At 65.0% G+C, this 13,426-nt stretch carries 11 protein-coding genes; 3 read left to right on the top strand and 8 right to left on the bottom strand.

Features of this window, described 5'->3' with window-relative positions; all coding sequences use genetic code 11:
- Window positions 1–2: 2 nt before the first annotated feature.
- Genes G3574_RS11015 through wrbA form a run of 4 tightly spaced genes read right to left on the bottom strand, consistent with a single transcriptional unit; the run spans window position 3 to window position 2,930 of the window.
- On the bottom strand, window positions 3–515 hold the full coding sequence (locus G3574_RS11015; RefSeq protein ID WP_163962985.1) for a hypothetical protein: 513 nt from the start codon (window positions 513–515) through the stop codon (window positions 3–5).
- Window positions 512–1,918 (bottom strand): FAD-binding oxidoreductase, encoded by a 1,407-nt coding sequence (locus G3574_RS11020; protein ID WP_163962987.1) that lies wholly within the window; start codon window positions 1,916–1,918, stop codon window positions 512–514. The genes G3574_RS11015 and G3574_RS11020 overlap by 4 nt, the downstream gene beginning before the upstream one ends.
- Complete coding sequence (locus G3574_RS11025; RefSeq protein ID WP_163962988.1) at window positions 1,915–2,307, bottom strand: DUF2069 domain-containing protein; 393 nt, start codon at window positions 2,305–2,307, stop codon at window positions 1,915–1,917. The genes G3574_RS11020 and G3574_RS11025 overlap by 4 nt, the downstream gene beginning before the upstream one ends.
- A gap of 14 nt (window positions 2,308–2,321) precedes the next feature.
- The gene (wrbA, locus tag G3574_RS11030; RefSeq protein ID WP_163962990.1) at window positions 2,322–2,930 is read right to left on the bottom strand and encodes an NAD(P)H:quinone oxidoreductase; all 609 of its coding nucleotides are present in this window, start codon (window positions 2,928–2,930) and stop codon (window positions 2,322–2,324) included.
- Window positions 2,931–3,056: 126 nt separating this feature from the next.
- On the opposite strand from wrbA, the gene G3574_RS11035 reads away from it, so the two are divergent.
- Window positions 3,057–4,358, top strand: coding sequence for a YihY family inner membrane protein (locus G3574_RS11035; protein WP_163962992.1), 1,302 nt, complete (start codon window positions 3,057–3,059; stop codon window positions 4,356–4,358).
- Here the strand turns inward: G3574_RS11035 and G3574_RS11040 are convergent.
- The 3 genes from G3574_RS11040 to G3574_RS11050 form a co-directional block, all read right to left on the bottom strand.
- Window positions 4,318–4,635 (bottom strand): DUF962 domain-containing protein, encoded by a 318-nt coding sequence (locus G3574_RS11040; protein ID WP_163962995.1) that lies wholly within the window; start codon window positions 4,633–4,635, stop codon window positions 4,318–4,320. The genes G3574_RS11035 and G3574_RS11040 overlap by 41 nt on opposite strands.
- A 141-nt stretch (window positions 4,636–4,776) precedes the next feature.
- Window positions 4,777–5,598, bottom strand: coding sequence for an alpha/beta fold hydrolase (locus tag G3574_RS11045; RefSeq protein WP_163962997.1), 822 nt, complete (start codon window positions 5,596–5,598; stop codon window positions 4,777–4,779).
- Window position 5,599: 1 nt separating this feature from the next.
- Entirely contained in the window at window positions 5,600–6,910 is a 1,311-nt protein-coding gene (locus G3574_RS11050; RefSeq protein ID WP_163962999.1) for an O-acetylhomoserine aminocarboxypropyltransferase, read from the bottom strand.
- Between the two features lie 194 nt (window positions 6,911–7,104).
- On the opposite strand from G3574_RS11050, the gene G3574_RS11055 reads away from it, so the two are divergent.
- Window positions 7,105–7,551 carry a CBS domain-containing protein gene (locus tag G3574_RS11055; protein ID WP_163963001.1) on the top strand — a complete coding sequence of 149 codons (447 nt, stop codon included), beginning with the start codon at window positions 7,105–7,107 and terminating at the stop codon, window positions 7,549–7,551.
- Between the two features lie 684 nt (window positions 7,552–8,235).
- Window positions 8,236–10,122: an MFS transporter gene (locus G3574_RS11060; RefSeq protein ID WP_163963003.1), complete on the top strand. Its 1,887-nt coding sequence runs from the start codon at window positions 8,236–8,238 to the stop codon at window positions 10,120–10,122.
- 6 nt (window positions 10,123–10,128) lie between these two features.
- On the opposite strand, the gene G3574_RS11065 is transcribed toward G3574_RS11060, so the two are convergent.
- The gene (locus G3574_RS11065; protein WP_163963005.1) at window positions 10,129–13,404 is read right to left on the bottom strand and encodes a PAS domain S-box protein; all 3,276 of its coding nucleotides are present in this window, start codon (window positions 13,402–13,404) and stop codon (window positions 10,129–10,131) included.
- Between the last annotated feature and the right edge of the window lie 22 nt (window positions 13,405–13,426).

Genomic DNA, 13,426 nt, shown 5'->3' on the forward strand with positions numbered 1-13,426 from the left:
TTTCACGAACGCTGTGCCAATGGCTGGTCGGCCGCACAGGCCCGGCGGGCCTTGTCTTCGAGCTGGCGCGCCTTCGCGGATCGCTTTTCCCGCCTGCTGAGGCTGCTCTTGCCTTGCCCGCCGAGGGCGGCCGTCTCTTCCCTTGCCAGTTGCGTGCGGCGCGACAGCGATGCGCATTTCTCCTGCTTCGCCGATGCGCGGCGCGTGCCGCGGTCTGGCGCGCCGAGGCTGACGCTGGCCGGCCGGTCCCGCCTGTCCAGGAGGGCGGCGGCATGCCGGTCTTCGGCGGCCCGGTGATGCGCCGACGCCATCTCGCCGGGTGAGGGTGAGATGGATTCGATCACCCGTCCGCCGCCGTTCCGGCAGGGCGAGTTCTGGTAGGCGATCTGGCCACCGTTGTCGCAGCGGTAGACCAGCGTGCCTGGCGCATCGAGGGCAGGGCTTGAGGAGATGGCGGGCAGGGCGGCGCAGGAAGCCGCGCCGAGCAGCGAGGCATGCAGGAACAAACGCTTCAAATGACTTTTCCGGGATTCATGAGGTTGAGGGGATCGAGGGCCTGCTTCAGGCTGCGCATCAGCTGCAGTTCGACCTCGGACTTGTAGCGGCGGATTTCATCGCGCTTGAGCGCGCCCAGTCCGTGTTCCGCGGAGATTGAGCCGCCAAAGCGGTGCACGCTGTCATGCACTACCTGGTTGATGTCTTCCTGGCGCGAAATGAACTCATCCGGCGAGACGCCTTCCGGCGGCGACACGTTGTAATGCAGGTTGCCGTCGCCGAGGTGGCCGAAGGTCACCATGCGGATGCCGGGGAAATGCTGCTGCAGCAAGGCGTCGGTCTCGCGGATGTAGTCGCCGATGCGCGAGATCGGCACGGAGACGTCGTGCTTGATGTTTTTCCCTTCCTCGGCCTGGGCCAGCGGAATGTGCTCGCGCAAATTCCACAAGCCGCGCGACTGCGCAATGGAAGAGGCGACGACCGCATCGACGATGAGTTCTTCTTCGAGCGCGCTGCCGATGAGCGATTCCAGCATGCCGTTCGCATGCTCTTCCGATTCGCTGTCGGATAGTTCGAGGAGCACGTATTGCGGATAGGCCTGCGGAAAGGGCAGCCGCATCTGCGGGAAGTGCCTGGCCACGAGCTGCAGGCAGAAATCGGACATCAGCTCGAAGCCGGTGAGGGCGGGGCCGCATTCCTGCTGGGCCAGCGCCAGCAGCCTGAGCGCATGGTCGGGCGTCGGCATGGCGGTCAGCGCGGTCAGGCTGGCCTTGGGCTGGGGGAAAAGCTTGATCACGGCGGCGGTGATGATGCCCAGGGTACCTTCCGCGCCGATGTACAGGTCGCGCAGGTCGTAGCCGGTGTTGTCCTTGCGCAGGCCCCGCAGCCCGTTCCAGACTTCGCCCTGCGGCGTGACGACCTCGAGCCCGAGGCAAAGCTCGCGGGTGTTGCCGTAGCGGAGCACCGCCGTGCCGCCGGCATTGGTGGCGAGGTTGCCGCCGATGGTGCAGCTGCCTTCCGCGGCCAGCGACAGCGGGAACAGCCGGCCGGCCTCGGCCGCCTTGTTCTGGATGGTCTCGAGGATGCAGCCGGCTTCCACCGTCATGGTGTTGTTGATGGTGTCGACGTGGCGCACCACGTTCATGCGCGCCAGCGACAGCACGACCGCGTCGCCCGAGGCATCCGGCACGCTGCCGAGGACCAGGCCGGTGTTGCCGCCCTGGGGCACGATGGGTACCCGGTGCGCATTGCTCAGCTTCACCAGGCGCGCCACTTCGTCGGTGGATGCCGGCCGCAGCACGCCCTGGGCGCGGCCGGTGAAGCGGCGGCGCCAGTCCGTCAGGTAGCCCGCCATGTCGGCCGGGTCGGTCAGGACGTTCGCCGCGCCGATGGCGGCACGGCATTGATCGAGGAACTCGCTCATTTCGATGCTTTCTGTATCGCTTGTTGCGCCAGCTTCTTGGCCGCCTGCTTGTAGGGACGGAGATAGAGGATGGCGCAGAAGAAAAATACGCAGGTCAGGCCTACCTCGATCCAGCCCAGCGTGGCCGATAGGCCGGCATCGGTCGTTGCGCGCACGATGCCCTCGGCAAAGTAAAGCAGGATCAGCATGGACGACCATTGCATGGTGTAGATGTCGCGCTTGATCACGCCGCGCAGCGGCAGCAGCAGCGGCAGCACCTTCAGCACCAGCCAGGAACCGCCCGGCCGCAAGGGCGCGAGCACGAGTTCCCATGCCACGCACAGGGCGATCAGCAGGGTGAGGCTGGCGGCGGCCACGATGTAGCAGGTCTTTTGCGTGGGTGAATGCATGGTTCGGCGTTCCTTCATTGCCGCCGCAGGCGCAGCGCGGCTTCTGCGAGGCGCTTGCCAAGGGCGATGGTGAGTAGCTTGGTGTCATGGGAAATGGCTTGCGTTCCCTGCGCTCCCGCCCAATGGCTCGCGCCGTAGGGCGTGCCGCCGGTGGCGGTGGTCATCAGCTCGGGATGCCCGTACGGAATGCCGAGCAGCAGCATGCCGTGGTGCAGCAGCGGCAGCATCATGGAAAGCAGCGTAGCTTCCTGGCCGCCGTGCAGGCTGCCGGTAGAGGTGAATACGCAGGCGGGCTTGCCGGTCAGCGCGCCGGAGAGCCATTGCGGCGCGGTCCCGTCGAGAAAATACTTCAGCGGCGCGGCCATGTTGCCGAAGCGCGTCGGCGAGCCCAGGGCAAGGCCGGCGCATTGTTCCAGGTCGCCAGGCTCGGCATAGGGCGCGCCGTCGTCGGGGATGGCCGGGGCGGTGGCCTCGGCCACCGTCGAGACCGGCGGCACGGTGCGCAGCCTGGCTTCGCAGCCCGGCACGCTCTCGATTCCCTGGGCGATGAGCTCCGCGAGCTTGCGCGTGGATCCTTGGCGTGAATAGTAAAGAACGAGGATAGGCAGGTCGGATCGATTCATGCTTGGTATTATAGGTCCTCCCTGCAATGCCGATATGATGCAGCCGGGTCCTTCCGACACCGATCGCGCATTGCCAACCCGAGACACCCACGCAATCCTTGCGCGTCCATTACGTATCCATCACGCATGCGCTTCACCGATCATCCGCTCCTGTTGAAACTGCCGCTCAAGGAAGGGCGGGACCTGCTGCGCTTCGCGCGCCGCCGGCTCAACCAGGAGCGCCTGCCTCAGGTTGCTTCCAGCCTGACCTTCACCACCATGCTGGCGCTGGTGCCGCTGCTGACCATCGCGCTCGCGGTCTTCACCGCCTTTCCGGTATTCAATACCTTCCGCGCCTCGCTCGAAGCCTATTTCATCAAGAGCCTGATGCCGAAGATGATTTCAAGCACCATCCTGGGCTACCTCAACCAGTTCGCTTCCAAGGCGACCCGCCTGTCGGCGATCGGCGCGATCTTCCTGGTGATGACCTCGGTGGCCATGATGCTGACCATCGACCGCGCGTTCAACCAGATCTGGCGGGTGAGGGAATCGCGGCCCTTCACGCAGCGCGTGGTGATCTATTGGGCCATCGTGACCCTCGGACCGCTGCTGATCGGCGTCTCGATCACCGTCACCTCGCACCTCTTCACCGCCACCAGCGGCCTGCTGTCGGCGGTGGCCTTCACCGGGGTGCTGCTATCGACGATCATTTCCCTGCTGCTGACGACCGCGGCCTTCACGCTGCTCTACATGGCGGTGCCCAACCGGCTGGTGAACTGGCGCGACGCCGCCTGGGGCGGGTTCCTGGCCGCGGCGGTATTCGAGCTCGCCAAGCGCCTGTTCGTGGATTTCATCACCCGCTTTCCGACCTACACCATGATCTATGGCGCGCTGGCGGCGCTGCCCATCTTCCTGGTCTGGGTGTACCTGTCCTGGCTGATCACGCTCGTCGGCGCCGTGCTGGCCGCGGCCCTGCCGGTGGTGCGCTACGAGCGCTGGTGGCACATGCCGGCGCCGGGCAGCGAATTCATCGATGCGCTGGCGGTGCTGAAGGTCTTGTACGATGCCCGCGAAAGCGGGGCGCGCTCGGCGGTCGATGCCGCGAGCATCCGCTCGACTACGCGGCTCGGGTTCGATGAATCGGAATCGCTGCTGCAGCGCATGCGCGACGCGGGATGGGTAGGACGCATCAAGGGCGAGGTGACGCGCCGGGTGCAGTTCGGCAAGCGCATCACCGACGGCCGCGACAGCTGGACCCTGCTCGCCAATCCCGGGCAGCTCCGCCTGTCGGACGTCTACCGGCTGTTCGTGTTCACGCCGGTCGCCGACGCCGGCGCATCCGGCATCGTCGCGGACGCGGTCGAGCAGGGCCTGGAGCAGACCCTGTCCGACTACTTCGATGGCAACGTCAGAAAGATGCCTGCCCGGTCAGCATCTGCCAGTACATGACCCAGTCGCCCATGAAGGAATAGAGCGGATGGCGGAAGGTGGCAGGCTGGTTTTTCTCGAAGAAAAAGTGGCCGGTCCAGGCAAAGCCGTAGCCCGACAGCAGCGCAGCCGCCAGCCACCATAGATTGCCCGTCAGCAGCAGCGCGGCGAGGCAGATCATGGCGAGGGTGGAGCCGGCAAAGTGCAGCTCGCGGCAGGTGCGGTTCGAATGTTCCCCCAGGTACACCGGATAGAACTCGCGGAACGACGCGTACTCTCTTTTCATGGCGGCAGGCATGGCGGTCTCCTGTGTTGACCCTCTCGACCTTCTTTGCCCGAATCGGACGCATTGATCCCGGGCTTCATCCTGTCAGGGTAATGCAGCGGCGGGCCGATGGCAACCCGCCGCGGAGAAAAGCCGGAAGCGGTGCCGCCGGCGTCAAGCCGCCGCCATGTTGGCCTTGCAAAAGCCGTAGAGGGCGTCGAGCACGCCGTCCGGTTGTTCGGCCATGAGGGCGTGGCCGCAGTCGTCGAGCTGGGTCACCGTGCAGTGGGCGAGCAGCTTGCCCAGTCCCATGGCGGCCTTGGGCGGCGTCATCATGTCGCTCTTGCCGAGCAACAGCAGCGCGGGCGCCTGCACCGCCTGCGCGGCGCTCTCGCCATTCGAGTAGGCATTGCATGCCGAAAAGTCGGCATGGAAGACCTTCGCCGGATTGCGCCGGGAGATGCGTTCCATCAGGCGACGCGACCCGCTCATCACGAAGAAACCCGGACCGGGGGAGGATGGCTTCTGCGCCATGCCGGAATGCGACCAGATGTTGACCATGTCGATGGCGCGGTGCTCTTCGTGCAGCGATGCATCGAGCAGGGCGCCGGACACCTTCATGGGGTAGGCCGTGCCGACCATGCACAGCGCCGCGACCCGCTGCGGCGCGCGTCCCGCCGTTTCCAGTGCGACCAGCGACCCCATGCTGTGGCCCACCAGGAAGGCGCGCTGCACGCCCGCCGCGTCGAGCAGGGCCAGCAGCCAGTCCGCCATGCCTTCGACCGTGGCCAGCGGCTCGCCCTCGCTGCGGCCGTGGCCCGGCAGGTCCACCGCCAGCACGCCGAAGCCATGGTGCGCGAAGTAGCGCGTCTGCAGGGCCCAGACCGAGTGGTCGTTCTGCGCGCCGTGGATGAACACCGCGGTCGGCAGCGCCGCATCGAAGGCCTTGCCGCCGGTGTAGCAGTAAGCCTGCCGTCCTTGAACGTCGAGCAGCATGTCAGGCTCCTTTCTGCGCCGCCTTCAGGCCGCGGGTGAGATCGTCGATCAGGTCGTCGGTATCTTCCAGGCCGATCGACAGGCGCATGGTGCCTTCGGTGATGCCGGAGGCCGCGAGCTGCTCGGTCGGCACGCGGAAATGCGTGGTCGAAGCCGGATGGATGACCAGCGACTTGGCATCGCCGACGTTGGCGAGATGGGAAAAGATCTTCAAAGCTTCCACGAAGCGGCGTCCGGCAGCGCGGTCGCCCTTGATGCTGAACGAAAACACCGCGCCGCAGCCCTTCGGCAGAAGCGCCTTGGCGAGGGCGTGGTCGGGATGGTTGGGGAGTTCGGGATAGGACACCGATTCCACGGCGGCATGCGAGGCAAGGAATTCGACCACCTTGCGCGTGTTCGCGACATGGCGTTCCATGCGCAGGCCCAGCGTCTCGATGCCTTGCAGGATGGCAAACGCGTTGTGCGGACTCATCACGGCGCCGAAGTCGCGCAGGCCCTCGCGGCGGGCGCGCAGCGAGAAGGCGGCAACCGTGGATTCCTCGGCGAAGACCATGCCGTGGAAGCCATCGTAGGGTTCGCACAGTTCGGCGAATCGGCCGGTTTTTTCATGCGCCAGCTGCCAGTCGAAGGTGCCGCCGTCCACCAGCAGGCCGCCGATGGCGGTGCCATGTCCGCTCAGAAACTTCGTGGCGGAATGGAAGAGCAGGTCGGCGCCCAGGTCGAAGGGACGCATCAGGTAAGGCGTGGTGAAGGTCGAGTCCACCATCAGCGGCAGGTGGTGTTCATGCGCGATCGCCGAAATGCGCGGAATGTCGAGCACGTCCAGGCCGGGATTGCCCAGCGTTTCGCCGAACAGCACCTTGGTGTTCGGCCGGATGGCGTTGCGCCAGGCATCGATGTCGCGCGGGTTCACGAAGGTCGTCTCGATACCGAAGCGCTTCATGGTGTAGGCCAGCAGGTTCTGCGAGCCGCCGTACAGCGCGCGCGAAGCCACCACGTGCGAACCGGCGCCGGCGATGGTCGCCAGGCCGAGGTGCATCGCCGCCTGGCCGCTGGCGACGGCGAGTCCCGCGACGCCGCCTTCCAGCGCGGCAATCCGTTCCTCGAGCACCGCGTTGGTCGGATTGGAGATGCGCGAATAGACGTGGCCGGCGCGTTCCATGTTGAACAGCGACGCGGCATGGTCCGAATCCTTGAACACGAAGGACGTGGTGAGATAGATCGGCGTGGCGCGCGCGCCGGTCGCCGGATCGGGCGCTGCGCCCGCATGCAGCGAGAGGGTATCGAAACCCGGATAGCGTGGATCGCTCATGGTGGTGGAAGATAAAGGTTAGGCGAAATTGAGCAAGCGCAATCCTAGCACCGTTGGATGAGGCAAGGTGTATTCGGATGGTCGAAAGGCGTCTCTCCGTCCCGGTGCCGGTGCTGGATTTTTCAGGCGGCTTAGGCTACATTTGAATCAAAATGACAACACTCCAAGACCCGTCACACCTCTCAGGACCGTCCATGAAAGTTTCCGAAATTCTGAAAGTCAAAGGCGATATTCTCTACACCGTCACGCCCGACACCCCGATGACGGAGGCCGTCGATACCATGGCGGAAAAGGATATCGGTTCGCTCGTCGTCATGGAGTTCGGCGAACTGGTCGGCATGCTGACCTTCCGCGAAGTGATGAAGACCCTCTATGCCAACAAGGGCGAGGTCGGCGGCGGCACGGTGCGCAAGCACATGGACGATCATCCCATCACCATCACGCCCGATACCGAGGTCAACGAAGTGCGCCGGCTCATGCTCGAGCGGCACGCGCGGTATGTGCCGGTGGTCAGCGCCAAGACGCTGTATGGCGTGATTTCCTTCTATGACGTGGCAAAGGCGGTGCTCGAGGCGCAGAGCTTTGAGAACAAGATGCTGAAGGCGTACATCCGTGATTGGCCGTCGGAGGGGGATGAGTAGGGCGGCTGCTGTCATTCTCGCGAAAGCGGGAATTCCATTGCGGTTTTGGGTTTCTCTCCGGTGACCCGGTTGCTGTTCCCACTCCGTGGGGGTTTGCCGGGACTGGCCCCGGCGGGCCACCTACTTCTCTTGTCTCGCCAAGAGAAGTAGGCAAGAGAAGGCGACCCCTGCCGTCGCCCCTTCGGGGTTCCCGAAAGGGAGGACGGCCAAGCGGGAAGCGTGGAAACTCGCCTGCGGCTCAGACAGCCACGCTTCTTTTTCCGCATGGCCGCCCTCCCTTTCGGCGACGTCAGAAGGGACACTGCAGGCTCGCCTTCGGCAATGCACACGTCACCGCGCGACTACCTCCATCGTTCCCGCATACCTCTGTCATTCCCGCGAAGGTGGGAATCCCATTTCGGTCGTCCGGAGAAGCGCACAATGGGATTCCCGCCTTCGCGGGAATGACAGAGGCAGCCAATTGCGGCAACCTCAGCACCTCAGCACCTCAGCACCTCAGCACCTCAGCACCCCAGCACCCCAGCACCCCAGCACCCCAGCGCCCCAGCGCCCCAGCGCCCGCGGGCAAACCAATCCGCCCGCTACCCCCGGTCTCATATCCCGCTACCCGCCACATTTCCCCCCGATCCCCACCGCCCTCGCGTAAACTACTTCCACTTCGCCAATCTCCATGACGAGTGATCCATGAGCCAATCCAGCCAGTTTTCCCTGCTATCCCAGCGCCGCTTCGGTCCCTTCTTCTGGACCCAGTTCTTCGGCGCCTTCAACGACAACGTCTTCAAGACGGCATTGCTGACCATCCTGACCTATGACGCGCTGAACTGGACCAGCATGGATCCGGGCCTGCTGAACAATCTCATCCCCGGCCTGTTCATCCTGCCCTTCGTGCTGCTGTCGGCGTCGGCAGGCCAGCTTGCTGACAAGTTCGAGAAGGCCGGCCTCGCGCGCTACGTGAAGCTGCTGGAGATCGTCATCATGATGATCGCGGCGTTCGGCTGGATGACGCATCAGCTCTGGCTGCTGGTGGCGGCCGTCGTTGGCATGGGCGTGCATTCCACGCTGTTCGGTCCGGTGAAGTATGCCTACCTGCCGCAGCACCTCAAGCCGGAGGAACTCGTCGGCGGCAATGGCGTGATCGAGATGGGGACCTTCGTGGGCATCCTGCTCGGCGAGGTGCTGGGCGCGGTGCTGGTGGTGCACAAGCCGTGGGGCATGCAGCTCGTGGCATTCGGCACGATCGCCATCGCCATCGTCGGCTGGCTGTTCAGCCGCGGCATTCCGCATTCCCCGGCGCCGGAACCCGAACTGCGGATCAACTGGAATCCGTTCACCGAAACCATGCGCAACATCCGCTTCACCCGGCAGAACCGCCCGGTGTTCCTGTCGGTGCTGGGGAATTCCTGGTTCTGGTTCTATGGCGCGGTGATCCTGGCCCAATTTCCCGTGTACGCCAAGGATTACCTGCATGGCGACCACAGCGTCTTCGTGCTGCTGCTGACGGTCTTTTCGCTGGGGATCGGCGCCGGCTCGCTGCTGTGCGAAAGGCTGTCCGGTCACAAGGTGGAGATCGGCCTCGTGCCCTTCGGCTCCATCGGCTTGTCCGTGTTTGGCTTCGACCTGTACCTCGCGAGCCAGCAGTACGTCAACACCTCGCTGGTGGACGTGGCGGGTTTCCTGGGGCAGAAGGGCAGCATCCGCATTCTGTTCGACTGCGTCATGATCGGCATGTTCGGCGGGTTCTACATCGTGCCGCTGTTCGCGCTCATCCAGACCCGCTGCGACCGCAAGCACGTCTCGCGCACCATCGCCGGCATGAACATCATGAACTCGCTGTTCATGGTGGTGGCGGCGGTGTTCGCGATGCTGCTGCTGAAAGCCGGCTTCACCATCCCGCAGCTTTTTGCCGCCACGGCCGCGCTGAATGCGCTCGTGGCCTTCTACATCTTCTCGCTGGTGCCGGAATTCCTGATGCGCTTCCTGGCGTGGATCCTGATCCATACCGTCCACCGCGTCCATGCCGTGGACACCGACCGCATCCCGGAAGAAGGCCCGGCGGTACTGGTCTGCAACCATGTCAGCTACGTGGACGCGGTCGTGATCATGGCCGCAAGCCCGCGCCCGATCCGCTTCGTGATGGATCACCGCATCTTCAAGATCCCGGTGCTGTCTTGGATCTTCCGCACCGCCAAGGCGATTCCGATCGCGCCGGCGAAGGAAGACCCCTGGCTCATGGAAAAGTCCTTCGTCGACATCGCCCAGGCCCTGCACGAGGGAGAACTGGTCTGCATTTTCCCGGAAGGCAAGCTGACGTCGACCGGCGAGATGAACGAGTTCAAGGGCGGCATCCGGAAGATCCTCGACCGCAGCCCGGTCCCGGTGATCCCCATGGCCTTGCGCGGCCTGTGGGGGAGCATGCTGACGCGCAGCCCGGGCAATCCCTTCGAGCGCTCGTTCCGGCGCGGTCCGTTCTCGCGCCTGTCGCTGGTGGTAGGCAAGCCGCTCGCGCCGGCCGCGGCCACGCCCGAAGCGCTGCAGGAGGAAGTGCTGAGCCTGCGGGGCGACTGGAAATAAGGCGCGTCAGTCGATCACGGCGCCCTGCATCGCTGGCGCCTCGTCGAGCTGCTTCTGCGGCGCGGTCTGGGGCACGGTGAGCACGAAGGCGGTGCCGACGCCGACCTCGCTCTGCACCCGGATGCGGCCGCCGAGGATGCCGGTCACGATGTTGTGGGTGATGTTCAACCCGAGGCCCGAACCGCCCGCGCCTAGCTTGGTCGTGAAGAAGGGATCGAAGATCCGGTTCATGTTGGCGGGTGGGATGCCGACGCCATCGTCCTTCACGACAAATTCCACCCAGCCGTCCTCGACGGCGCGCGCCGAGATGACGACGGTGCCGTGGGACCGCCCGTCGAAGCCGTGGAGCAGGGCGTTGTTGATCAGGTTCGTGATCACCTGGCCGAGCGGGCCGGGATAGCTGTCCATCACCAGGTTGTCGGCGATGTCCTGCTTGACCACGTAGGCCGTCTTTCTCAGGGTCGGCCACAGGGTCAGCATGATTTCCGAGATGGCTTCGCCCACCGGGAACTTGCGGCGCTGGGAACTGGTCTGGTCGACCGCGACCTGCTTGAAACCGGTCACGAGGTTGGCGGCGCGCTGCAGGTTGCGCACCAGGATGTCGCCGGCCTTGCCGGCATCGCCGATGTACGCTTCCAGCATGGAACGCTTGATGCCGTTGTCCCGCTTCCACGTGGTGGTCAGGGTCACGGTCTGGTCGAGCAGGGTGCTGGCAACCATCAGGCTGTTGCCGATCGGGGTATTGAGTTCGTGCGCGATGCCGGCCACCAGCGACCCGAGCGCCGCCAGCTTTTCGCTGCGCACCAGTTCGCCCTGGGCCATGTTGAGGGTTTCCAGGGTCTGCGCCAGTTCGTCATTCGCCCGCTGCAGTTCTTCTGTGCGCTCGACCACGCGGTGCTCGAGCGTGGCATTGAGTTCGCGGATCTCGTCTTCGATGCGCCGCTTGTCGGTGACGTCGGCGCAGGCAAGGATGCCATAGCGCTCGCCCGCCAGGGTAAAGGTGTGCCCGGAAAACTGCACCAGCACCCGGCTGCCGTCGCCGCGGAACATCCAGGCTTCGCGCTGGCGGTCGGTGGACCCGGTCTGCTTCAGTTCATCGATGACCGCGGAGCGGTCGGCCAGGTTGCAGTAGAGACCGAGTTCGACGGTGTTCTTGCCGAGCACGATGGCCTTGTCCCGCATGAACAGTTCGATGAAAGCCTGGTTGACGTCCTTGATGATGTAGTTGCCCCGGACCTGGGTGACGAACATCGCGATCGGCGACGACTGGAAGATCGTGGAGAACCGCTGTTCGCTGATGCGCAGTTCTTCTTCCGCCCGCTTGCGTTCGAGTTCGGCCGAGGCGCGTTCGCTGAAGACCTGCAGCAGCGACTTCACGAGGTCGGGGTTGCCCATCGTCGCGGAATGCAAGACCACCAGCACGCCGATGGTATTACCGGCGGTATCGCGCAGGGGCGCGCCGGCATAGCTTTCCCAGGCGTGCTCGGCGAGATAGGCGTCCTGCGGAAACGCCTGGCGGATGCCCGAGGGGAAGATGCGGATTTCGCCTTCGAGCGTATGCGCGCAGGGCGAGCCCTGGCTGGCGTAGTCGAAGTCGTCCACCGCATGCCCGCGCACATGGGCGGCGATGGTGCCGATGCGGTTCTGGTCCTGCGCTTGCCGCAGCCCGATGAAGGCGCAGTCGACGCGCAAGGCCGATGCGAGATCGGCCACCAGCAGGTCGAAGAAAGCTTCGCCGGCCATGTCGCGCGTGCCTTGCGCCAGTCGCAGCAGGGCGCGGTCCGCCTCGGCCTTCTGTTCTTCCAGCACGCGCTGGTCGGTCACGTCGCGAATGACGGCAAGCATGTACTGCTCGTTGTTCGCGCTGAAGATGGTGGCGTTGGTCAGGCACTCGCGAAGCATGTCGTGCTTGGTCCGCATCGTCCACGGGAAGTTGCGCGCGATGCGGTCCTGCCGGAGTAGCCTGAACAGCTGTTTCCGCTGCTCGAGGCTGACCCAGACGTTCAGGTCGATCGCGGTGCGGTCCACCAGTTCGTCGCGGGAATAGCCGCTGATTTCCTGGAAGGTCTGGTTGACGTCCATGATCACGCCGTCGCTGATGCGCAAGATGGCGACCGAATCGGGATTGCATTCGAATGCGCCGGCGAACTTGGCCTCCGAGAAGCTCAGGGCTTCCTCGGCGCGGCGCTTCCGGGTGATGTCCTCGGCGATCGAGAGCAGACGGTCGGCGCGGCCGCCTTCGCCGGCGACCAGCGTATGGCTCCACTGGCAGGTGATGACCTGGCCATCCGACCGGCGGTTCTCGCTGACGTTGCGGCTGTCGCCGCCGGCCTGCGCGCGCCGGAAGAAAGCCGCGTCGACCGATTCCCGGGATGCATCCTCCACGATGAAGCTGGCATGGCGCCCGAGCGCCTGCTCGCGCGAGTAACCGAAGATCTTTTCGGCGGCGGCGTTCCATTCCAGCACGCGGTACTGGCTGTCCCATTCGATGATGGCGATCGGGCTTTTCTCGACCAGGGCGCGGAAACGCTCCTCGCGTTCGTGCAATTCCTGTTCGACGCGCTTGCGCTTCTCGATGTCCTGCTCGAGTTCGTCGTTCTTGCGATCCAGTTCGTCGAACAGCCGGCGCAGGCTGACGCGGGTGTCTTCCATGCGCTGCGACAGCATGCCGATCTCGTCCAGCCCCTTCCAGGTGAAGGGTTCGTCGAGGCGGCGCTGCGCGAGGCGTTCGGCGCCGGCGCCTAGGCGCTGCAGCGGCCGCACCAGCCGGCGGTCCAGCAGCACGAGGATCAGCGCGATCGACAGCGCCGCCTGCGCCAGCACCGCCGCCATGGACTCGATCAGCCCCTTGAGCATGACCCGGCGCAAGCGGGCGCCGCTGACTTCCAGCTTCACCATGCCCACGGTGTTGCCGCGGTACACCACCGGCTTGTCGGCGGACAGGACGAGGCCGCTGCGGCGCTCGGCGTTTTCTCCCGAGACGAACATCCCCAGCGTGTTGTCGCGCACTTCGATGCGCACGATGTCCTCGTTGCGCGTCATCATGGCGTCGAGCAGCGCCTGGCCGCTCTCCTGGTTGATGTTCCACAGCGGTTCCTGCATGCCGTTCGCCAGCACGTCGGCGTGCTGCAGCAGGATTTCCTCGGTCTGCCGCTGCATGTCGTGGCGGTACCGGTGGATCCAGGAAAAGCCGCTGATCAGCAGCGCGGGCACGAGCAGGCCCAGCACCACCACCAGCACGATGGCGCGACGCAGGGTCAGGGTTCTGCCGTTCAGGAACATGCGGTTCTCGCTTTGATCAAAC

The sequence above is a fragment of the Noviherbaspirillum galbum genome, assembly GCF_010974945.1.
Taxonomy (GTDB): domain Bacteria; phylum Pseudomonadota; class Gammaproteobacteria; order Burkholderiales; family Burkholderiaceae_D; genus Noviherbaspirillum; species Noviherbaspirillum galbum.